This is a genomic window from Burkholderia reimsis (assembly GCF_003294055.1).
Lineage (GTDB): Bacteria > Pseudomonadota > Gammaproteobacteria > Burkholderiales > Burkholderiaceae > Burkholderia > Burkholderia cepacia.
In genome coordinates, this window is sequence record NZ_QMFZ01000007.1 from 167,168 (window position 1) to 185,884 (window position 18,717).

General features: G+C 67.8%; 16 protein-coding genes and 1 tRNA gene. 7 read left to right on the top strand and 10 right to left on the bottom strand.

Annotated elements, in window-relative coordinates; genetic code table 11:
• Positions 1 to 61: 61 nt before the first annotated feature.
• The 3 genes from DPV79_RS11345 to DPV79_RS11355 are packed head-to-tail and all read left to right on the top strand — an operon-like array spanning position 62 to position 5,390.
• Complete coding sequence (locus DPV79_RS11345; protein ID WP_113045462.1) at positions 62 to 3,286, top strand: efflux RND transporter permease subunit; 3,225 nt, start codon at positions 62 to 64, stop codon at positions 3,284 to 3,286.
• Positions 3,286 to 3,969, top strand: coding sequence for a heavy metal response regulator transcription factor IrlR (gene irlR, locus DPV79_RS11350; protein ID WP_021157388.1), 684 nt, complete (start codon positions 3,286 to 3,288; stop codon positions 3,967 to 3,969). The genes DPV79_RS11345 and irlR overlap by 1 nt, the downstream gene beginning before the upstream one ends.
• Positions 3,966 to 5,390, top strand: a complete 1,425-nt coding sequence (locus DPV79_RS11355) for a heavy metal sensor histidine kinase (protein ID WP_113045463.1) — start codon at positions 3,966 to 3,968, stop codon at positions 5,388 to 5,390. The genes irlR and DPV79_RS11355 overlap by 4 nt, the downstream gene beginning before the upstream one ends.
• Positions 5,391 to 5,469: 79 nt before the next feature.
• On the opposite strand, the gene DPV79_RS11360 is transcribed toward DPV79_RS11355, so the two are convergent.
• Positions 5,470 to 5,757 (bottom strand): DUF4148 domain-containing protein, encoded by a 288-nt coding sequence (locus tag DPV79_RS11360; RefSeq protein WP_059684655.1) that lies wholly within the window; start codon positions 5,755 to 5,757, stop codon positions 5,470 to 5,472.
• Positions 5,758 to 5,963: 206 nt separating this feature from the next.
• Here DPV79_RS11360 and DPV79_RS11365 point away from each other — a divergent pair, with 206 nt between their 5' ends.
• Positions 5,964 to 6,311, top strand: a complete 348-nt coding sequence (locus tag DPV79_RS11365; RefSeq protein WP_244321738.1) for a hypothetical protein — start codon at positions 5,964 to 5,966, stop codon at positions 6,309 to 6,311.
• A 310-nt stretch (positions 6,312 to 6,621) separates the two neighbouring features.
• Here DPV79_RS11365 and DPV79_RS11370 read toward each other — a convergent pair whose 3' ends face one another.
• Positions 6,622 to 7,782 carry a porin gene (locus tag DPV79_RS11370; protein ID WP_113045465.1) on the bottom strand — a complete coding sequence of 387 codons (1,161 nt, stop codon included), beginning with the start codon at positions 7,780 to 7,782 and terminating at the stop codon, positions 6,622 to 6,624.
• Between the two features lie 317 nt (positions 7,783 to 8,099).
• On the opposite strand from DPV79_RS11370, the gene DPV79_RS11375 reads away from it, so the two are divergent.
• Both DPV79_RS11375 and DPV79_RS11380 read left to right on the top strand, forming a co-directional pair.
• Positions 8,100 to 8,375 (top strand): DUF4148 domain-containing protein, encoded by a 276-nt coding sequence (locus DPV79_RS11375; RefSeq protein ID WP_113045466.1) that lies wholly within the window; start codon positions 8,100 to 8,102, stop codon positions 8,373 to 8,375.
• A gap of 65 nt (positions 8,376 to 8,440) precedes the next feature.
• Positions 8,441 to 8,944, top strand: coding sequence for a hypothetical protein (locus DPV79_RS11380; protein WP_113045497.1), 504 nt, complete (start codon positions 8,441 to 8,443; stop codon positions 8,942 to 8,944).
• A 22-nt stretch (positions 8,945 to 8,966) separates the two neighbouring features.
• Here the strand turns inward: DPV79_RS11380 and DPV79_RS11385 are convergent, their stop codons facing one another.
• Together DPV79_RS11385 and DPV79_RS11390 are read right to left on the bottom strand one after the other, a co-directional pair.
• Complete coding sequence (locus DPV79_RS11385; RefSeq protein WP_113045467.1) at positions 8,967 to 9,692, bottom strand: ZIP family metal transporter; 726 nt, start codon at positions 9,690 to 9,692, stop codon at positions 8,967 to 8,969.
• A 182-nt stretch (positions 9,693 to 9,874) separates the two neighbouring features.
• Positions 9,875 to 11,170, bottom strand: a complete 1,296-nt coding sequence (locus tag DPV79_RS11390) for an O-acetylhomoserine aminocarboxypropyltransferase/cysteine synthase family protein (protein WP_021157380.1) — start codon at positions 11,168 to 11,170, stop codon at positions 9,875 to 9,877.
• Positions 11,171 to 11,302: 132 nt separating this feature from the next.
• On the opposite strand from DPV79_RS11390, the gene DPV79_RS11395 reads away from it, so the two are divergent.
• Positions 11,303 to 11,971 (top strand): O-methyltransferase, encoded by a 669-nt coding sequence (locus DPV79_RS11395; protein WP_059649161.1) that lies wholly within the window; start codon positions 11,303 to 11,305, stop codon positions 11,969 to 11,971.
• A 36-nt stretch (positions 11,972 to 12,007) separates the two neighbouring features.
• Here the strand turns inward: DPV79_RS11395 and DPV79_RS11400 are convergent, their stop codons facing one another.
• From DPV79_RS11400 to DPV79_RS11425, 6 genes are all read right to left on the bottom strand, one after another.
• Complete coding sequence (locus tag DPV79_RS11400) at positions 12,008 to 13,321, bottom strand: XAC2610-related protein (protein ID WP_113045468.1); 1,314 nt, start codon at positions 13,319 to 13,321, stop codon at positions 12,008 to 12,010.
• 61 nt (positions 13,322 to 13,382) lie between these two features.
• Positions 13,383 to 14,531, bottom strand: coding sequence for a DUF1176 domain-containing protein (locus DPV79_RS11405; RefSeq protein WP_113045469.1), 1,149 nt, complete (start codon positions 14,529 to 14,531; stop codon positions 13,383 to 13,385).
• A gap of 261 nt (positions 14,532 to 14,792) precedes the next feature.
• Positions 14,793 to 15,605 (bottom strand): nucleotidyltransferase domain-containing protein, encoded by an 813-nt coding sequence (locus DPV79_RS11410; RefSeq protein WP_027790916.1) that lies wholly within the window; start codon positions 15,603 to 15,605, stop codon positions 14,793 to 14,795.
• Positions 15,606 to 15,660: 55 nt separating this feature from the next.
• Entirely contained in the window at positions 15,661 to 16,884 is a 1,224-nt protein-coding gene (locus tag DPV79_RS11415; RefSeq protein ID WP_027790917.1) for an RtcB family protein, read from the bottom strand.
• Positions 16,885 to 16,946: 62 nt separating this feature from the next.
• Positions 16,947 to 18,086: a slipin family protein gene (locus DPV79_RS11420; protein ID WP_060195036.1), complete on the bottom strand. Its 1,140-nt coding sequence runs from the start codon at positions 18,084 to 18,086 to the stop codon at positions 16,947 to 16,949.
• Positions 18,087 to 18,344: 258 nt separating this feature from the next.
• Positions 18,345 to 18,417 (bottom strand) — tRNA-Cys (locus tag DPV79_RS11425).
• Positions 18,418 to 18,717 lie beyond the last annotated feature (300 nt).

Sequence of the window (18,717 nt, forward strand, 5' to 3'; positions counted from 1 at the left end):
ATGACCGGCCGGGCGGCCCGTCCGTCGAGGGTAACCGTGCCCCGCTTCAAGGAACCCCGCCATGTTTGAACGCCTGATCCGCTTTGCGATTGCGCACCGCTGGCTCGTGATGCTGGCGATCGCGGCCGTGGCCGCACTGGGCGTGTTCAGCTACCAGAAGCTGCCGATCGACGCGGTGCCCGACATCACCAACGTGCAGGTCCAGATCAACACGGCCGCGCCCGGCTATTCGCCGCTCGAGGCCGAGCAGCGCATCACCTATCCGGTCGAGACCGTGATGGCCGGGCTGCCGGGCCTCGAGCAGACGCGCTCGATCTCGCGCTACGGGCTGTCGCAGGTCACCGTGATCTTCAAGGACGGCACCGACATCTACTTCGCGCGGCAGCTCGTCAACGAGCGCATCCAGGAAGCGAAGGACAAGCTGCCGCCCGGCATCGCGCCCGCGATGGGGCCGACGTCGACGGGGCTCGGCGAGATCTACCTGTGGACCGTCGAAGCCGATGCCGCCGCGCGCAAGCCCGACGGCACGCGTTATACGGCGGCCGACCTGCGTGAACTGCAGGACTGGGTCGTGCGGCCGCAGCTTCGGAACGTGCGCGGCGTGACCGAGGTCAACTCGATCGGCGGCTACGTGAAGGAATACCGTGTCGCGCCGAATCCGGCGAAGCTGATGTCGTACGGGCTGACGCTCGCCGACGTCGTGCGCGCACTGGAGCGCAACAACGACAACGTCGGCGCCGGCTACATCGAGAAGCGCGGCGAGCAGTATCTCGTGCGCGTGCCGGGCCAGGCGCGCTCGGTCGACGACATCGCGAACATCGTGCTGACCAACGTCGGCGGCGTGCCGGTGCGGATGAAGGATGTCGGCGTAGTCGACATCGGCCGCGAACTGCGCACCGGCGCCGCGACGTCGAACGGCGAGGAAGTCGTGCTCGGCACGGTCTTCATGCTGATGGGCGAGAACAGCCGCACGGTCGCGAAGGCCGTCGCCGCGAAGATGGCGGACGTGAACCGCACGCTGCCGTCCGGCGTGAAGGCGATTCCCGTGTACGACCGCACGGTGCTCGTCGAGAAGGCCGTCGCGACGGTGAAGAAGAACCTGCTCGAAGGCGCAATCCTCGTGATCGCCGTGCTGTTCCTGTTCCTCGGCAACATGCGCGCGGCGCTGATCACCGCGCTCGTGATCCCGCTGTCGATGCTGATGACCTTCACCGGGATGGTCAACGCGAAGGTGAGTGCGAACCTGATGAGCCTCGGCGCGCTCGACTTCGGGATCATCGTCGACGGCGCGGTGGTGATCGTCGAGAACTGCGTGCGGCGGCTCGCGCATGCGCAGGCTGCCGCCGGCCGGCCGCTCACGCGCGACGAGCGTTTCGCGGAGGTGTTCGGCGCGTCGCAGGAAGCGCGGCGCGCGCTGATCTTCGGGCAACTGATCATCATGGTCGTGTACCTGCCGATCTTTGCGCTGACCGGTGTCGAAGGCAAGATGTTCCATCCGATGGCCATCACCGTCGTGATGGCGCTCGCAGCCGCGATGGTGCTGACCGTCACGTTCATTCCGGCGGCCGTCGCGCTGTTCATCGGCGAGCGCGTCGAGGAGAAGGAGAACCGGCTGATGGGCTGGGCGCGGCGCGCATACGAGCCGGTCCTCGCGGCATTCATGACGCGGCCGGTGCGCGTGATGCTCGGCGCGGGCGCGATCGTGCTCGTCACGCTCGGGTTGGCCACGCGGCTCGGCAGCGAGTTCATCCCGAGCCTGAACGAAGGCGATCTGGCGGTTGCCGCGCTGCGGATTCCCGGCACGAGCCTGTCGCAGTCGGTCGAGATGCAGAAGTCGATCGAGAAGACGCTGAAGGCGCGCTTCCCTGAGATCGAGCGCGTGTTCGCGCGCACCGGCACGGCCGAGATCGCGGCCGACCCGATGCCGCCGAACCTGTCGGACGGCTACATCATGCTGAAGCCCGTCGACCGGTGGCCCGACCCGAAGAAGCCGCGCGACCAGCTCGTGCGGGAGATCGAGGAAGCGCTCGCCGAGCTGCCGGGCAACGCGTACGAGTTCTCGCAACCGATCCAGCTGCGCTTCAACGAACTGATCTCGGGCGTGCGCAGCGACGTCGCCGTGAAGATCTTCGGCGACGACATGGCCGTGCTGAACCAGACCGGCGAGCAGATCGCGGCGGCATTGCAGAAGGTGCCGGGCGCGTCCGAAGTGAAGGTCGAGCAGACCACGGGGCTGCCCGTGCTGACCGTCAATCTCGACCGCGACAAGCTCGCGCGCTACGGCGTGAGCGTGGCCGACCTGCAGGATACGGTGGCCGCGGCCGTCGGCGGGCAGAAGGCCGGCACGCTGTTCCAGGGCGACCGCCGTTTCGACATCGTCGTGCGGCTGCCCGACGAGCTGCGCTCGGACATCGAGGCGATCAAGCGGCTGCCGATCGCATTGCCCGCGCCGGCGGCCGGCGCCAGCGCGCCGCTCGCGGCGGCGCCGTACGTGCCGCTCGCGGAGCTCGCGACGATCGACGTCGCACCGGGCCCGAACCAGATCAGCCGCGAGGACGGCAAGCGGCGGGTGGTCGTCAGCGCGAACGTGCGCGGGCGCGACGTCGGCTCGTTCGTCGCCGACGCGCGCGAGCAGCTTCAGCAGGACGTGCGCGTGCCGGCCGGCTACTGGGTGTCGTGGGGCGGCCAGTTCGAGCAGCTGCAGAGTGCGAGCGAGCGCCTGAAGCTCGTCGTGCCGCTCGCGCTGTTCATGGTGTTCGTGCTGCTGTTCGTGATGTTCAACAACGTGAAGGACGGGCTGCTCGTGTTCACCGGCATTCCGTTCGCGTTGAGCGGCGGCGTCGTGTCGCTGTGGCTGCGCGGGATTCCGCTGTCGATCACGGCGGCGGTCGGCTTCATCGCGCTGTCGGGCGTGGCCGTGCTCAACGGGCTCGTGATGATCTCGTTCATCCGCAACCTGCGCGACGAAGGGACGCCGCTCGAGGCCGCCGTGCGCGAAGGCGCGCTCACGCGGCTGCGGCCGGTGCTGATGACGGCGCTTGTCGCGTCGCTCGGTTTCCTGCCGATGGCGTTCGCGACCGGCACCGGCGCCGAGGTGCAGCGCCCGCTCGCGACGGTCGTGATCGGCGGTATCCTGTCGTCCACGGCGCTGACGCTGCTGGTGCTGCCCGTGCTGTACCGCGTCAGCCATGCGGTGTCGTGGCGTGCCGCGCTGGCGGGCGGGTTCGGCGGCGGGTTCGTGTCGGGCGTGCTGCGCCGGCTGGGTTTTTTCAAGGGTAATGCGTGATGCGAATTCTGATTGTCGAAGATGAACCGAAGACGGGCGCATATCTGCGCAAGGGCCTGACGGAAGCAGGTTATGTCGTCGACTGGGTCGAGGACGGCATCACGGGCCAGCACCAGGCCGAGACCGAGGAATACGACCTGCTCGTGCTCGACGTGATGCTGCCCGGGCAGGACGGCTGGACGCTGCTGCAGAACCTGCGGCGCAGCAAGTCGACGCCGGTGCTGTTCCTGACCGCGCGCGACGATGTCGGCGACCGCGTGAAGGGGCTCGAGCTCGGCGCCGACGACTATCTCGCGAAACCGTTCGACTTCGTCGAGCTGACCGCGCGCATCAAGTCGATCCTGCGGCGCGGCCAGCCGCGCGATTCGAACACGCTGCGCGTGGCCGACCTCGAACTCGACCTGACGCGCCGCAAGGCCACGCGGCAGGGCGACACGATCCTGCTGACCGCGAAGGAATTCGCGCTGCTGTGGCTGCTGATGCGCCGCGAAGGCGAAATCCTGCCGCGCGCGACGATCGCGTCGCAGGTGTGGGACATGAATTTCAACAGCGACACGAACGTCGTCGATTCGGCGATCCGGCGCCTGCGCTCGAAGATCGACGACGCGTACGACCCGAAGCTGATCCACACCGTGCGCGGGATGGGCTACGTGCTCGAAGCGCGCGGCGGCGCGGCCGCATGATCGCGCGACTGCTGCCGCGTACGCTGCGCGGACGCCTGACCGCGCTGATCATCCTGTCGACGTCGGTGATCCTCGCGTCGAGTGGTGTCGCGCTTTACGAGGCGCTCAGCAATCGCGTCGAAACGACGGCCGCCGAGCAGATGGCCGGGATTTCCGCCGCGCTGGGCGCGCACCTGGCCGAAGCGCGCTCGACGGCAGACGTCACCCGCAACGTCGATATCTGGATCGACCAGTTGCACGGCCATCCGAACATGGATCTCGCGATCTACGACGCGACGGGCACGCGCCTCGTCGGCACACCCGGATTCCGCCTGGTTGCACCGCTGCTGACGCTCGACGCGGGGCGCGTGCCGGTCGGCGTCGCGCCGCCCGGCGCGCGGCAGCAGTATCTCGTGACGTCCGTGCCGCTCGCAGGCGCAGGCGCGCCGGTGGTACGCGTCGCGGTGCAGTACGACCGCAGCGCCGACATGCTGCTGCTGCGCACGCACGCTTATACGATCGTCGTGATCGAGGTGTTCGGCGTGGTGCTCGCGGCCGCGATCGCGTACGGCATCGCGGCGCTGGGCTTGAGCCCGCTGCGGCGGTTCGCGGCGCGCGCCGAGCAGATGTCGACGAGCCGGCTCGCCCATCCGCTGCCGGAACTCGATACCGCGGGCGAGCTGAAGGAACTCGAGCACGCGTTCAACGGGATGCTCGGGCGGCTGAACGAGTCGTTCACGCGGCTGAGCCAGTTCTCGTCGAATCTCGCGCACGACATGCGCACGCCGCTCACGAACCTGCAGGCGGCCGCGCAGGTCGTGCTGTCGCAGCCGCGCAGCGCGGATGAATACCGGAACGTGATCGAGTCGAGCATCGACGAATACCAGCGGCTGTCGCGGATGATCGAGGACATGCTGTTTCTCGCGCGCTCGGAACAGGCCGGCACGTCGATCGACGTGCGGCGATTGAATGCGGCGGAGGAGGCCGGGCGCGTGGCCGGCTATTACGAGGCGCTCGCGGAGGATGCGGGCGTGCAGATGAAGGTCGACGGTCACGCGTGGGTCGATGCGGACCTGACGCTGTACCAGCGCGCGCTGAGCAACCTGCTGTCCAATGCGCTGCGGTACGCGCCGCGCGGCAGCGTCGTGACGATCGACTGCGTGGAGCAGGGCGGTGCGACGACGATTGCCGTGTCGGACACGGGGCCCGGCATTGCCGCCGAGCATGTCGGGCGGATTTTCGAGCGCTTCTATCGCGTCGATCCGTCGCGGCACAATTCGGCGTCGGGTACCGGGCTGGGCCTCGCGATCGTCCGGTCGATCATGGACAATCACGGCGGCGAATGCGGCGTCGACAGCGATCCGGGCCGGCGCACGACGTTCTGGCTGCGCTTTCCGCACCAGCCGGCCGAACCGAAGCGGCTGGCGGCCGTTAGCGCCTGACACCGCGGGCGGGCACGCCCGCGCGTTCGCCATGAGGCGGCCGCGCGTGGCGCGCTGCCCGTGGTCGTGCGGCCGGGCGTCATTGCCGCGCGGTCAGTTCGTCGTGGTTGTCGGTCTGCGGCTTCTTCTCGCCGCCATGCACCGAAATCCCGTGAAGCTCCTTGTTGCGCGCGATGAGCTCGCTGCTCGGCGGGTACTGCGTCTTGCTCGTCGGCACGACGCCGTCGTGCTGCGCCTGCTTCAGTTCATTGACGACCTGCGTGCGGGTCTTGCCCTGCGTTTGCGTCTGCGCGGACGCGGCCTGCGTGGCCATGCCGAGCGACAGCGTGGCGGTGACGAACAGTGCTGCGAGTTGTGCGGTTTTCATTGAGTGCTCTCCTTGATCAGGGCCGCCGGGTGGCGAACCATGGACCCAGTATGCGAAAGCAGCCGTGCGTGATCGTGATCGCGAGATGAAAAATGCGTCAGATTGCGTGATGCCGGGATGTGCCGTTCGACTGCGGCCGACATGATGCAATCGTCATGTTCGCGTCATGGGCGCGATGAGCGGGAAGCGGAACATGAAGCCTGCCGATGGTCGACCTGGCCGACGGCATTCACGCCGTCCGCGACAGCCGCATGGAATGCGGGCGGCCCTTTCCGACTTTCACCCCGGACCGAAAAGTGCATCGTCCCGCCATTCGCCTCGCCTTGATCGCAGTCCTGATCGTCCCGTTGTTCGCGGGTTGCACATCTACGCGCTCCGGCCTAACGCCCGCTGCGTCGGCCACATCGGCCACGCCCGCCGCCGCGCGCAAGCCGCTGCCGGCCGACCTCATGCCCGGTGAGCAGATCGACTATGCGGGGCATCGCTGCGGCAATCCGAACCTGCACGTCAAGACGCACGTGTGCCTGTTCCCGCAGCGCAGCGGCACGCGTTGACCGCGATCGCACCGCACGCGATTGCGCGGTCTCAGGTTGCCGGGTATGCGGCGGGAGTCGTCCGGGACAGCGCGCGGTCGGTCGCGGGTTCGTCGCCGAGCACGCAGGGTATCGATTCACGACGAGCAAAAAGAAGCCCGGCACTCGACGAGTCCGGGCCTAACGCGTGACGTGCCGTGCGGCAGCGACCCGCTTGCGTGGTCTGGAACGGGCGCTGCCCGTCACGTTTCCGATCGTAGCGAAGCGACGCTTCGCGAACCTGATCGGAACATGAAATTTTCGTCACACGGCGCGTGTATCTCCCCCGCGATCAGAACCGGTGGCGCAATCCGAGATTGACGATGCCCTGCGTGCGCGTTCCGCCATAACCATAGGAACCGATCGACGCCTGCGCCGTTTGCGTGCCGCCGTCGAGCGTGCGCTGTTCGCCGTTCGCGCGCTGCCATGCACCGACCGCGTAGAGATCGGTGCGCTTCGACAGCACGTAATCGGCGCCGGCGGACACCTGATGATAGGTCGCGCCCGTATCGCCGCGGGCGCGCGTGTAGCTGTAGCCGACGCCGACGAGCAGGCTGGGTGTCGCCTGGTAGTTGAAGAAGCCGCGCGCGGTGTCGTACTTCTGCGTGCTCCGGAATGCGGACATCGCATCGGCCTTGTACTGCGCGTTGCTGTAGTCGATGCCGACCGCGAACGGCGCGAAGCTGTAGCGCACCGCGCCGCGCGCGATGCCGATCGATTTCGCGGAGAGGTAGCCGCCGTTGACCAGCGACCCGTCGAACGTGCCGTCGGAGGTGCCGTTCCAGCCGGTGCGGATGCCGTTGGCGAGCGCTGAACGATTGGCGGCGTAGTAGTAGCCGCCGGCCACGTCGACCGGGCCGTTGCTGTACGACAGGCCGGCCGACCAGGTTTGCCCGGCGCCGCTCTTGCCGGCCACGCCGCCGAGCGCGTACATGCCGACGAACTGGAATCCGTTGATCACCGGCGACGTGTATTTCACCGCGTTGTCGGTGCGCGACGACGTGTCGTAGTTGTCGACGTCGCCGGGTGTCGCATAGACGCTGCCGAAGTAGAAATCGCCGGTAATCGGCCACGCGACATCCGCGAGCGCGTCGTACTGGCGGCCGAGCGTCAGCGTGCCCCAGCGCGCGCTTTCGAGGCCGACGAAAGCCTGCCGGCCGAACATCCGGTTGCCTTGCCCGAGCGCGCCGGTGTTCGGGTTGAAGCCGTTTTCCAGGGTGAAGACCGCTTTCAGCCCGCCGCCGAGATCTTCCGCGCCCTTCACGCCGAAGCGGTTGCCGAGCAGGTTGCCGTTGCCGAGGCCGACGAGATTCCTGCCGTTCGCGTCGGCATTCCACACGTAGGTCAACGACGTATCGAACAGGCCGTACAGCGTGACTTCCGACGCGTGTGCCGCGTGGGCGGCCGTGAGCATCGCACCCGACATCATCGCGAGCCGAACTGGAGTTTTCATGGTGTGTCCCTGAGGTTCAAGAGGATCGATCCGTGCATCGGTCGATTCCGGCGCCGCGTGTCGTTGCGGCAGGCGCGGAATGTCGCAATCGCGCTGCCGATTCTGGAAAGCGTTCGGATCGTGAAGGTGAGGGACAAATGAGAAAAATGTCATCGCCGCGTCATCGGCCTGGAAACTTGCGACCCGTTTTCATTGGGAGTGCGATATAGAAGCGGTCGGGGCAGTGACGAAACCGTCATGCTGCGATCACGATTGCGCACCGCCGCCGGATCAAAGTGAAGGCTCCTGTCACATCTTTCCCGCAAGGAGCGAGCCACATGAACATTCCGCGACCGATGATCGTCGTCGCCGCCGCCGTCCTGTCGATTGCGGCCCTCTCGCAGGCAGCGGCCGCGCAGCAGAAGTCCCGTCAGGAAGTCCGTCAGGAACTTGTGCGTGCCCGCCACGACGGCGTGATCCCGAGCCCGAACCACGACTACCCGGCGAGCCCGGCCACCGTCGCGCGCAACCAGGAAATCCATCGCGCGACGGTACATCGCGGCGAGGCGGCGCCGCGGGTCGATGCGCACGACAACCGTCTTGCGGTTCGTTGATCGTTCATGCGCGGCCGGCCGGCACGGTGCCCGCCGGCCGCACCCCACACGAAGAGGAGAGTGCCATGCGCCATTTCGCGAAAGGAATCGTGCTCGCGGCGTGCCTGATGTCGACGGCTGCGATGGCGGCCGGCTGGCCGGAACGCGCGCTGTCGCACGCGCCGGCGCACGAGGTCGGCCGCCGCGCGAACGAGCGGATGCGCTGCGAGCTCGCGACCGTGCCGGCCGGCGAGTGGAGCGCGACGTTCACGCGCGGGCAATGCGAAGTCGGAAACGGACGGCTGACGTTCGTGCCGGCCGATGCAGGCGGCGGGCAGGATGTCGCGGAGAAGCGGATCCTGCTCGGCGACATCCGCACCGCGTCGCATCAGTCGCGCAAGCTGAAGGTGCAACTGCAACTGACGACCCGCGACGAGGTGATCGCACTGAACGTGTTGACCGACGACGGCAGCCGCAAGTCGCGCGAACACGCGATCGACCTGTGGGCCGCGCTGCGCGACGAAGGCGTGACGCCGGTCAACGGCACGCGCATCGTCGATACGTATCCGACGGGCGCGACGACGTGGTAACCGGCGCGCGGCCGCGCCCGGCTTATCCGGTCTTCACCGATCCTTCGATCAGGAAGAACACGATGAATCCGATGAAGAACGCGGCCGTCGCAAACGGCGTTTCGGGCACCTCATGCGCTTCGACCAGCAGTTCCTCGGTGACGAGGTACAGCAGCGCGACGGTGCCGAGCCCGAGCAGCGCCGCGTAGATATTGGCGGGAAGTCCTGCGAACGCCGCATTGCCGGCAACGGCTGCGATGCTCAGCAGTGCCGCGAGCCCGACCGGCACGACGATCGACAGCATGCGGCCGATGCCGGCGGCCGCGAGCGCGGCGCTGACCGACAGCGCGAGGAACAGCACCTCGAGCGTCAGCGCGACGGTCAGGATGATGCCGCTTTCGGTGCTCGCGGAGAAGGCGATGCCGAGCACGAGGCCGTCGATGACGAGGTCGATCGCGGTGACGATGACGAGGCTCACGGGCAACCGCGCGTCCTCGAAGCGCGTCTCGATCGCGCCGGACAGCGCACGGATCGCGAGCATCAGCGCGATGCCGAGCACGAAGCCGACGACGACCGGAAACAGCGCATGCGCGCGATCTTGCGGCAGCAGTTCGAGCGCCGCGGCCGCGAACACGATGCCGCCGGTGAAATGCTGGATGACGCTCGACGTGGTCGGGCCGGGGGCGCGCCACGCGGCGGCGAGTGCGCCGAAACAGGCCGCCAGCACGGGCGGTAACGTCAGTAGCGCAAGCTTCGCGGTCGGTGTCATGAGGCCTCTCGAACGGTTGGCGTACCGCAGCGGGCTCAGCGTCCGGCTGCCCGGCCGCAGGGTACGGTTCATGCACGCCGGGCGTTGCCCCGGCATCAACCGGGGATTGAACACCCTGAAGCCGCTTCAAGGTCAACACATTCGATGCAGGGCGCACCGGCAAGCCGGCGCGCCCGTGCCGGTCACACCTGCGCGAGCGCCTGGTCGAGATCGGCGAGCAGGTCGTCGATATGTTCGATGCCGATCGACAGCCGCACCGTTTCTTCTTTCACGCCGGCCTTCGCGAGTTCGGCCGGCGACAGTTGCCGGTGCGTCGTCGATGCCGGGTGCGTTGCGAGCGATTTCGTGTCGCCGATGTTGACGAGCCGCGTGAACAGCTTCAGCGCGTCCTGGAACTTCGCTCCACCGTCGCGGCCGCCCTTCACGCCGAACGTCAGGATGCCCGGCGCACGGCCCGACAGGTAGCGCGCGACCAGCGGATGGTCGGGGTGGTCGGGCAGGCCCGCATAGTTCACCCATTCGACCTGCTCGTGACGCGCGAGATGCTGCGCGATCTTCAGCGCGTTGTCGCTGATCCGCTCGACACGCAGCGCCAGCGTTTCGATGCCCTGCAGGATCTGGAAGGCATTGAACGGCGAGATGGCCGCGCCCATGTTGCGCAGCGGCACCACGCGCGCGCGGCCGATATAGGCGGCCGGCCCGAACGCTTCCGTGTAGACGACGCCGTGATAGCTGACGTCGGGCTCGTTCAGCCGCTTGAAGCGATCCGCATGCTCGGCCCATGGGAACTTGCCCGAATCGACGATCGCGCCGCCCAGGCTCGTGCCGTGCCCGCCGAGATACTTCGTCAGCGAATGCACGACGATGTCCGCGCCGTGCTCGAACGGGCGCAGCAGATACGGCGACGGCACCGTGTTGTCGACGATCAGCGGGATGCCGTGGCGATGCGCGACTTCCGCGAGCGCGGCGATGTCGGTGACGTTGCCGAGCGGGTTGCCGACCGATTCCGCGAAGATCGCCTTCGTGCGCGCGTCGATCAGCGGCTCGAACGACGCGGGGTCGCGCGGATCGGCGAAGCGCGTCGTGATCCCGTATTGCGGCAGCGTATGCGCGAACAGGTTGTAGGTGCCGCCGTACAGCGAACTCGCGGACACGATGTTGTCGCCGGCCTCGGCGATCGTCTGGATCGCGTACGTGACGGCCGATTGTCCCGATGCGAGCGCGAGCGCGCCGATGCCGCCCTCGAGCGCGGCGATACGCTGCTCGAGTACGTCCGTCGTCGGGTTCATGATCCGCGTGTAGATGTTGCCCTGCACCTTCAGGTCGAACAGGTCGGCGCCGTGCTGCGTGTCGTCGAATGCGTACGCAACGGTCTGGTAGATCGGTACGGCGACCGCGCGCGTGGTCGGGTCGGGACGATAACCGCCGTGCACGGCGATGGTTTCGAGGCGCCAGTTCGAAGAGGCCTGATCGGTCATGGGTGCTCCGTCTGTTGTTGTGGTGGTCGAGCGATTATAGGAGCACGTGCGCGGCGGCCCTTAGAACGAATGGTTTGTTGCTTATGGCGGTGCGGCGCATAGAATGCCCTTTCCGCAAACAAGGGGTGCGCGATGAATCAGGAACACTGGAACCAGGTGGATGCGTATTTCTCCGCGACGCTCGTGCCGTCCGACGACGCGCTCGACGCCGCGCTGGCAGCGAGCGACGCGGCCGGGCTGCCCGCGATCAACGTCGCGCCGAACCAGGGCAAGCTGCTGCAACTGCTCGCGACGATCCGCGGCGCGCGGCGGATCCTCGAGGTCGGCACGCTCGGCGGCTACAGCACGATCTGGCTCGCGCGCGCATTGCCGCCGGGCGGCACGCTCGTGACGCTCGAGCTGAACCCCGAACATGCGAAGGTCGCGACGCGGAACATCGCGCGTGCCGGGTTCGCGGAGGTCGTGACGGTGGTGGTCGGCAGCGCGAAGGACAGCCTCGCGCGGTTCGTCGACGCGGGCGAAGCGCCGTTCGATTTCATCTTCATCGATGCCGACAAGGACAACAACCCGGTCTATCTCGACGCGGCGCTGAAGCTGTCGCGGCCCGGCACGGTGATCGTCGTCGACAACGTCGTGCGCGGCGGGCGCGTGGCCGATCCCGACAATCGCGAGCCCGACGTGGCCGGTGTGCGCGACGGGTTCGCGCGTCTCGCAGCCGCGCCCCACGTCACCACGACGGCCGTGCAGACGGTCGGGCAGAAGGGCTGGGACGGGTTCTCGATCTCGATCGTCGGCGCGTGACGTGACGGCGGCACGCGCATGCGGTCGGCACGCGCGCTAGTTCTGGTCGGGATTCCTGTCGTTGCACTGGTCGGGATCGTCGCGCAGCACGATGCGGCGGATGCGGCCGTTATCGTAGAACGGCACGTCGGGGCAGAACTTCATGCCGGCGCGGGTCGGCGTGCGCTTCCACGCGACCTTTTCTGTGCGGACGAGCGTCGGCGCGTGGCCGGGCGTGCCCGGCTTCCAAATGCCGATGTACACGCGCGCCATCCACGGTGACGCGTCCGCCTCGCAGTCTTTCAGCGCGCCCAGCGTCGAGCGCAGCCCCGTGCCGGTCTGCTCGATGCGCTGCGGAAACTCGATGTAGCCGTCGCCGTAGCCGGGCGTGACGTAGCAATAGCGGCGCGTGTTCCCGTCGAGCACCGGCAGCAGGTAGCTGCTGGCGGAGTCGGCCTCCTTCACGTCGTTGCCCTGCCAGCGGTAGGTCGTCACGCCGTGCTCGCAGCAGCTCGCGCGCCAGCTCGTCCAGATGATCCGGTGCACGGCATCGAACTCCGGCGACGTGATGTCCTGCAGCCCCTGCGGCGCGTCGACGAAGCGCCGCGTCTTCGGGTCGAAGATCCACGTCTGGTATGGCATGTTCGGGCTCGCGCCCATCGATTGCGCGAGCATCAGGTCGGGCCAGCCGTCGAAATTCACGTCGGCGAAATCGGGCGTGAACAGGCCGCAGGTGCCGCGTGAATCGGTTTGCAGCGTCTGCACGAGGCGGCCGCGATCGTACAGGCGGATCGCGGCGACGTGCGGCGGGTCGTTGCACGAACCGTCGTCGTCCGGCAGCTTGTCCGCGACGAGGCGGGTCTCGTAAGGGAACGGCCTGCCGTCCTGTTTCGTTGCGAGCGAGACGGGCAGCGTGCGTTTGCCGTCCGGCGACGCCCACGTGCCGGCCACCGCATTGTCGAGCGATGCCACGCGCCACGTGCCCGTTACGCGATCGGCGTCGGCTTTCGCGCCGCTGTCGCGTTCCGACAGCGTGGCGCCGTGCGTATCGAGCGTCCCCTTCAGTGCGAGCCTGTAACGTTTGTCGGACGTGCAGGGCGCGTAGCAGTACGAGCCCGATACCGTGCCGGCCACGCGTGACAGCGTGACTTCGACATGCCGGTTGCCGATCGTGCCGACCCAGTCGCGCGACCAGAACGGGATCTCGACCGTATCGTCGGCGCTTGCGGCGCGTGCCGCACTCGCCGCACTCATTGGCGAAAAGGCGAACGCGGTGACGGCGAGCAGCGCGAACGCAATTGCGCCGCGCCAGCCGCGCGTGCGCCGCGTCGCGGTCGCGTTGCGCGACGCGTCGATGAACGGGAGATGCATGGGTCGGCCCCTCGGTTTGTTATGGGTGTGACTGCCGGCGTGTTTCGGTGCGATGCACGCGTCAGCGGTTTCCCGGCGCATCGGCGCGTCGATACAGGCGTGGCCATTGATCGTCGAACAGGCCGTTGCACGTGCCGTGCGTGGCGATGTCGCTGAGCACGAAGCGCCGGCCGTCGAAGATCCACGACGCGGTCGAGCCGCAATCGCCGGCACTGCGCAGCCTGACCTTGCTCGACAGCGTCGCGCGGGTACGGTCGTAGGCGGCCTCCGTCAGTTCGTTGGCGAACGACGCCGAGTCGAGCCCCGCGTTCGCGTTCTCGCCGAAATTCATCGCTGTCGGCGTGAACGGTGCCGTCCTTTTCACGCGATACCACAGGTCGGTGTGGTTATACATGCTGCTGGTCTGGCACGGTATCGCGACGAGCGCCTCGTCGGCGGAGATCGCCACGGCGCGCGACGCCTTCCGGCGATCGCCGGCCGACATTTCGTCTTCGACGTCGGCCGCACATTGCTTGATGTCGTCGCCGAACTTCGCGAGCACCGCGTCGACGAGCGGGCGCTGCCCGCCGGCCGGCAGGTCCGCGACGGCCGGCGCCGGCACGACGGCGGGCGGCAGTGTCGGCGCGGCCGGTACCGACGATGCGGGCCGGTTGCCGGGGCGCAGCAGCGCCGTCGTCGTGCCGACCCGGCCTTGCGTGTCGTCGATCAGCAGCAGCGCGGCGTTCAATCCCGTCAACGGCGTTCGAGCGGTTTGCGCCGACGCCGGATCGCCGAAGCTCAGCAGTTGCGCGTTGCGCGCCGCGGTGAGCCATGCGGCAACCGTTGCCGGATCGTCGGTGCGGATCCGGAACGGGTGTGCTTCGTCGTCGTCCGGTTTGCCGCCGAACGCATGCCACTGGGCCGCCATCGCGTCGAACGGGCGGCCGTCCGCGCGCGCGGTGCGCAGGTCCAGCGGCGCCGACGCATAGAGGGCGAGCGACGCTTGCGCGTCCGGGCCGGCATCGCGCGTCACGCGCAGGATGAGGCTGATGCGCGAGTCGTCGGTGTCGTCGGCATGGCTTTCGGCAATGCAACGATTGACGTTGTCGCAGACGACCGACCAGTTCTTGAAGTCGCGCTCGACCGGCGGCCGCGTGAGCGGACGGGCCTGGGCAACGATCGGGGAAACGGCGAGGAGGGCGGCGATGGCGAGCGAAAGGCGGTGCGACATGACGGTTCGTATCGACTGTGAATGGGCGGGCGCAAGACGTCGGACTGCAAGCGCATCGTCAGCAAGCGGGGCGGTCGAAGGCGGCGGCGCATGCAGCGGCGCGCTTTGCCGAACGGTGTCGAGTATACCGCCGCAAAGCGCGCCGATCGCGTCGGCGACGCTTTGTGTGCGGGCACGTACGTTGCTGGGCGGTGTGGTCGCACGTGTACGGAACGGATGCGCAAACGGCGCGATGCCCGCAGGCATCGCGCCGTCCGCTTTTCATCGTGCGTCGACCACGTCGCGCAGGAACGCGTCGAGCATCGCCACGTCGCCCCACGGCCGCTTGTATTCGCGATCGTGTTCGGCATCGGCGAGCATCGTCTCGACGAGCGCGTGGATCGCCGGCCGGCGCGGCCCGTATTCGCTTTCGTTCGCGCTCATCTTCAGCGCGAGCAGCGCGTCGAGCTCCGCGCGCACCGACGGCTCGTGCACGGTGCCGTCGACGAGCGCCGCGAAACGCATCGGCGGCATCCCGAGCCCCGCGTCGATCCAGCGCACCGCGAGCAGCGGCCGCAGCACGTACAGGTATTTCTTGTAGCGCACCGTGTCGCCCTGCAGATAGCCGCGAAAGTTCTTCTTCGCCATCGCGAGGTAGTGATGACGCCCGCGCACCGGCGAGAAGAACGCCGACGCCAGCGACCTGAGCCGCGGCGCCCAGCGCGCGTCTTCGCGATACACGACGGGCGAGTCGAGCCATTCGAGCAGCGTCGGGTTCGAGCGGCGCAGCAGTTGCAGCGCCTTGCGCAGTTCCCAGCCGCTGACGTCGAGCTCGTCGTCGAGCGGCCGCTCGATCACGTCGCGTTGCGCTTCGACGCTCAGGTACCAGTCGCGCCGGTGCGCATACACGAAGCGCACGTCGTAGTCGCTGTCCGGCGAGGCGAACCCCCAGCCGCGGCTGCCCGATTCGCACGCGAACAGCACGCTTACGTCGTGGCGGCGCTCGACTTCCGCGAGCTCCGCCATCACGCGCGCCCGCACGGCCGGGTCGACCGGGTGCGCACTGCGCACGGCAGTCAGTTGTTCCGTTTTCATGATTGTCGTTTCTCTCTCGTTGCGCGCGGCCGCCGGCCATCGGCCGCGCACCGCGCTATCCTTTCACGCACACCACCTGGCGCAGCGTATGCACCACTTCGACGAGGCTGCGCTGGGCCGCCATCACCGCGTCGATGTCCTTGTAGGCCATCGGGATTTCGTCGACGACGCCCGAATCCTTCCGGCATTCGACGCCCTGGGTCGCCTTCACCTGGTCGTCGACCGTGAAGCGGCGCTTCGCTTCGGTGCGGCTCATCGTCCGGCCCGCGCCGTGGCTGCACGAGCAGAAGCTTTCCGGGTTGCCGAGCCCGCGCACGATGAAGCTTTTCGCACCCATCGAGCCCGGAATGATCCCGAGCTGCCCCTTCTGCGCGGACACCGCACCCTTGCGCGTCACGAGCACGTCTTCGCCGAAATGGCGTTCGCGCTGCACGTAGTTGTGGTGGCAGTTCACCGCGTGTTCGTCGACCGAGAACGGCTTCGCGATCACGCCGCGCGCCGCGCCGATCACCGCATCCATCATCGCCTGCCGGTTGCGCCGCGCGTAGTCCTGCGCCCAGCCGACCGCCTCGACGTAGTCGTCGAAGTGGCGGCTGCCCTCGGTGAAATACGCGAGGTTGCGATCCGGCAGGTTCGCGATGTGCTGCCGCATGTCGGCCTGCGCGAGTTCGATGAACAGGCTGCCGATCGCATTGCCGACGCCGCGCGAGCCGCTGTGCAGCATGAACCACACGTGGTCCGCTTCGTCGACGCACACTTCGATGAAGTGGTTGCCGGTGCCGAGCGTGCCGAGATGCGCGTAGTGGTTCGTCTTTTCCAGCTTCGGATACTTGTCGACGATCCGCTGGAAGCCCGGTTGCAGCGACTTCCACGATTCGGTCACGGCGGCCGGCGTGCGGTCGCCCCATGCGCCCGGATCGCGGCGGCCCGGCGCGCGGCCGTGCGGCACCGCGCGTTCGATCGCACTGCGCAGGCCCGCGAGCGAATCCGGCAGGTCGGACGCCGTCAGCGTCGTGCGCGCGGCCATCATCCCGCAGCCGATGTCGACACCGACCGCGGCCGGAATGATCGCGCCCTTCGTCGGGATCACGCTGCCGATCGTCGAGCCCTTGCCGAGGTGGACGTCCGGCATCACCGCGACGTGGCTGAAGATGAACGGCATCTGCGCAGTGTTGCGCAGCTGCGCGCGCGCTTCGTCCTCGACGGCGACGCCTTGCGTCCACATCTTCACCGGCTTGCCGTTCGCCAGTTCCATCACCTGGTAATCCATTGCACTCATTTGCTTCACCTGATTCCTTCATTCATGCGGCGCGGCACACTTGTGCCGCGCCGTTGCGCCCGTCAGGCGCCCTTGATGCTGACGAGTCCGTTCAGCACCTGGTCGAGACCGCCGAACACCGAGATCCGGTCGATCCGTTCCGCGACGCGCTCGAGCGTTTCCAGCTCCTTGAGCCGCAGCGCGGTCGGGTTTTCTTCCATCACCTTCGCGGTGTTCAGCAGCGAACGCGTGGCCGCCGTTTCTTCGCGGCGGCGAATCACGTTCGCCTGCGCGGACTTTTCCGCCTCGACCACCTGCGCGAGGATCGTCTTCATGTCGCCCGGCAGCACGATATCCTTCACGCCGACGCTGCGCACGTCCACGCCCGAGTTGCCGAGGCGTGCACGCACCTGCGTGATCACGACGTCGTCGATCGACTGCTTGTCTTCCAGCAGTTCGTCGAGCGAGCGCGTGCCGACGGCCGAACGCAGGGCGAACTGCAGCTCGCGATACAGGTGCTCGACCGGCTTTTGCAGCTGGCCGAACGCATGCAGCACGTCCGCATAGCACCACGTCGCCGACAGGTTCAGCCGCAGCGCGACCTTGTCGCGCGTCAGGATTTCCTGTCCGCCGACTTCGAGCGCCTGCACGCGCAGGTCGACGAGTTCGACCGCGATGTCGCGGTTGAAGCGCCAGAACGCCGAGACGCCCGCGTCCAGCAACCGTTCGATCTTGCCGTCGATCTTCAGCACGCCGACGTGGTACGCCGGCACCTGCGCCAGCAGTACGCCCGCCAGGCCCGCCACGCCGCGCGCCCGCAGCGCCGGTTGCGCGATACGCTTCACGAGCGCGGCCGGCAGCATGCTGTCCTGCGCGAGATCGACGCGCTCGAGACGGTGCGCGGTCAGGCCGCGCCAGTACAGCCGGCGCGTGCCCGGCGCCAGGATCTCGACGAGCACGTCGTCTTCGTAGCGCAGGCCGGCTTCGTCGTCGGCGAGATCCATCGCGACGAAGTGCCGGGCGAGCACGTCCGGTGCGTCGTGACGCAGGTAATCGGCCAGTGCCGCGTCGGCGAGCGGCGCGTCGAGACGCGCGGTCTGCACCGACAGGCGCTTGAACGGATCGAAGGCCTTGAACACGCCCGGTTCGAGCACCTTCACGAAATCGCCCTCGTTCATCAGCAGCGCGCGTTCGTTCTTTTTCACTACATGTCGCATCCACATATTCTTGTCCTTTTCTTCGATGACCGCCGGGTGACGCGCATCGTGCGGATCGCGGGGCGACGCAACCGGGCGGGCGGCGCGCAGGCCCGGCGCCGAAGTGCGCGGCGACGCATCCTGCTTCGCGTCGTCGTGCGCCTTCGCGCGGGCCGTGCGGCCGTCCGGCCGATCACGCGGAACCGCAACCGGTCCGACGCGCGGCGGGCCTTGCGGCCCGCACCGGCGGGTACTGCTTTCATTACAAGGCTGTCCTTGCGGACAGCGTTCGAGCGGGATTCGAACCCGCTACACACCGGCTTGCGCCGGCTGCTCTACCCGAATGAGCTACCGAACGGAGGGCGCCCCGGGATTCGAACCCGGGCGAAGTTCCAGTACGCGCCCGTTTGCCTTCGTCTGCCCATGGCGGCATGCGCGACCGCGACGAAACAGGTTCGGCGGCGGCGCACCAGCAGGGCTTTGTGAACCCTGGCTCGCGGGCCAGCGGGACATCCGGCGCTATGTATTTAGCGAGGAGCGTGCCAGCGGGCGGCGCAATGCGCGAAATAAATCGCAAGGCATTGAAATAAAAGGGGAAGTCATTTGTCGTGACCAGCGGTGCATGGAAATCCGGCCATGGCTCGATCCGGAAAATTCG

Coding starts and splice junctions, on each gene's coding strand:
- DPV79_RS11345 (WP_113045462.1), top strand. CDS start 62: ATGTTTGAACGCCTGATCCGCTTTGCGATTGCGCACCGCTGGCTCGTG.
- irlR (WP_021157388.1), top strand. CDS start 3,286: ATGCGAATTCTGATTGTCGAAGATGAACCGAAGACGGGCGCATATCTG.
- DPV79_RS11355 (WP_113045463.1), top strand. CDS start 3,966: ATGATCGCGCGACTGCTGCCGCGTACGCTGCGCGGACGCCTGACCGCG.
- DPV79_RS11360 (WP_059684655.1), bottom strand. CDS start 5,757: ATGAAAACCGCACAACTCGCAGCACTGTTCGTCACCGCCACGCTGTCG.
- DPV79_RS11365 (WP_244321738.1), top strand. CDS start 5,964: ATGGTCGACCTGGCCGACGGCATTCACGCCGTCCGCGACAGCCGCATG.
- DPV79_RS11370 (WP_113045465.1), bottom strand. CDS start 7,782: ATGAAAACTCCAGTTCGGCTCGCGATGATGTCGGGTGCGATGCTCACG.
- DPV79_RS11375 (WP_113045466.1), top strand. CDS start 8,100: ATGAACATTCCGCGACCGATGATCGTCGTCGCCGCCGCCGTCCTGTCG.
- DPV79_RS11380 (WP_113045497.1), top strand. CDS start 8,441: ATGCGCCATTTCGCGAAAGGAATCGTGCTCGCGGCGTGCCTGATGTCG.
- DPV79_RS11385 (WP_113045467.1), bottom strand. CDS start 9,692: ATGACACCGACCGCGAAGCTTGCGCTACTGACGTTACCGCCCGTGCTG.
- DPV79_RS11390 (WP_021157380.1), bottom strand. CDS start 11,170: ATGACCGATCAGGCCTCTTCGAACTGGCGCCTCGAAACCATCGCCGTG.
- DPV79_RS11395 (WP_059649161.1), top strand. CDS start 11,303: ATGAATCAGGAACACTGGAACCAGGTGGATGCGTATTTCTCCGCGACG.
- DPV79_RS11400 (WP_113045468.1), bottom strand. CDS start 13,321: ATGCATCTCCCGTTCATCGACGCGTCGCGCAACGCGACCGCGACGCGG.
- DPV79_RS11405 (WP_113045469.1), bottom strand. CDS start 14,531: ATGTCGCACCGCCTTTCGCTCGCCATCGCCGCCCTCCTCGCCGTTTCC.
- DPV79_RS11410 (WP_027790916.1), bottom strand. CDS start 15,605: ATGAAAACGGAACAACTGACTGCCGTGCGCAGTGCGCACCCGGTCGAC.
- DPV79_RS11415 (WP_027790917.1), bottom strand. CDS start 16,884: ATGAGTGCAATGGATTACCAGGTGATGGAACTGGCGAACGGCAAGCCG.
- DPV79_RS11420 (WP_060195036.1), bottom strand. CDS start 18,086: ATGTGGATGCGACATGTAGTGAAAAAGAACGAACGCGCGCTGCTGATG.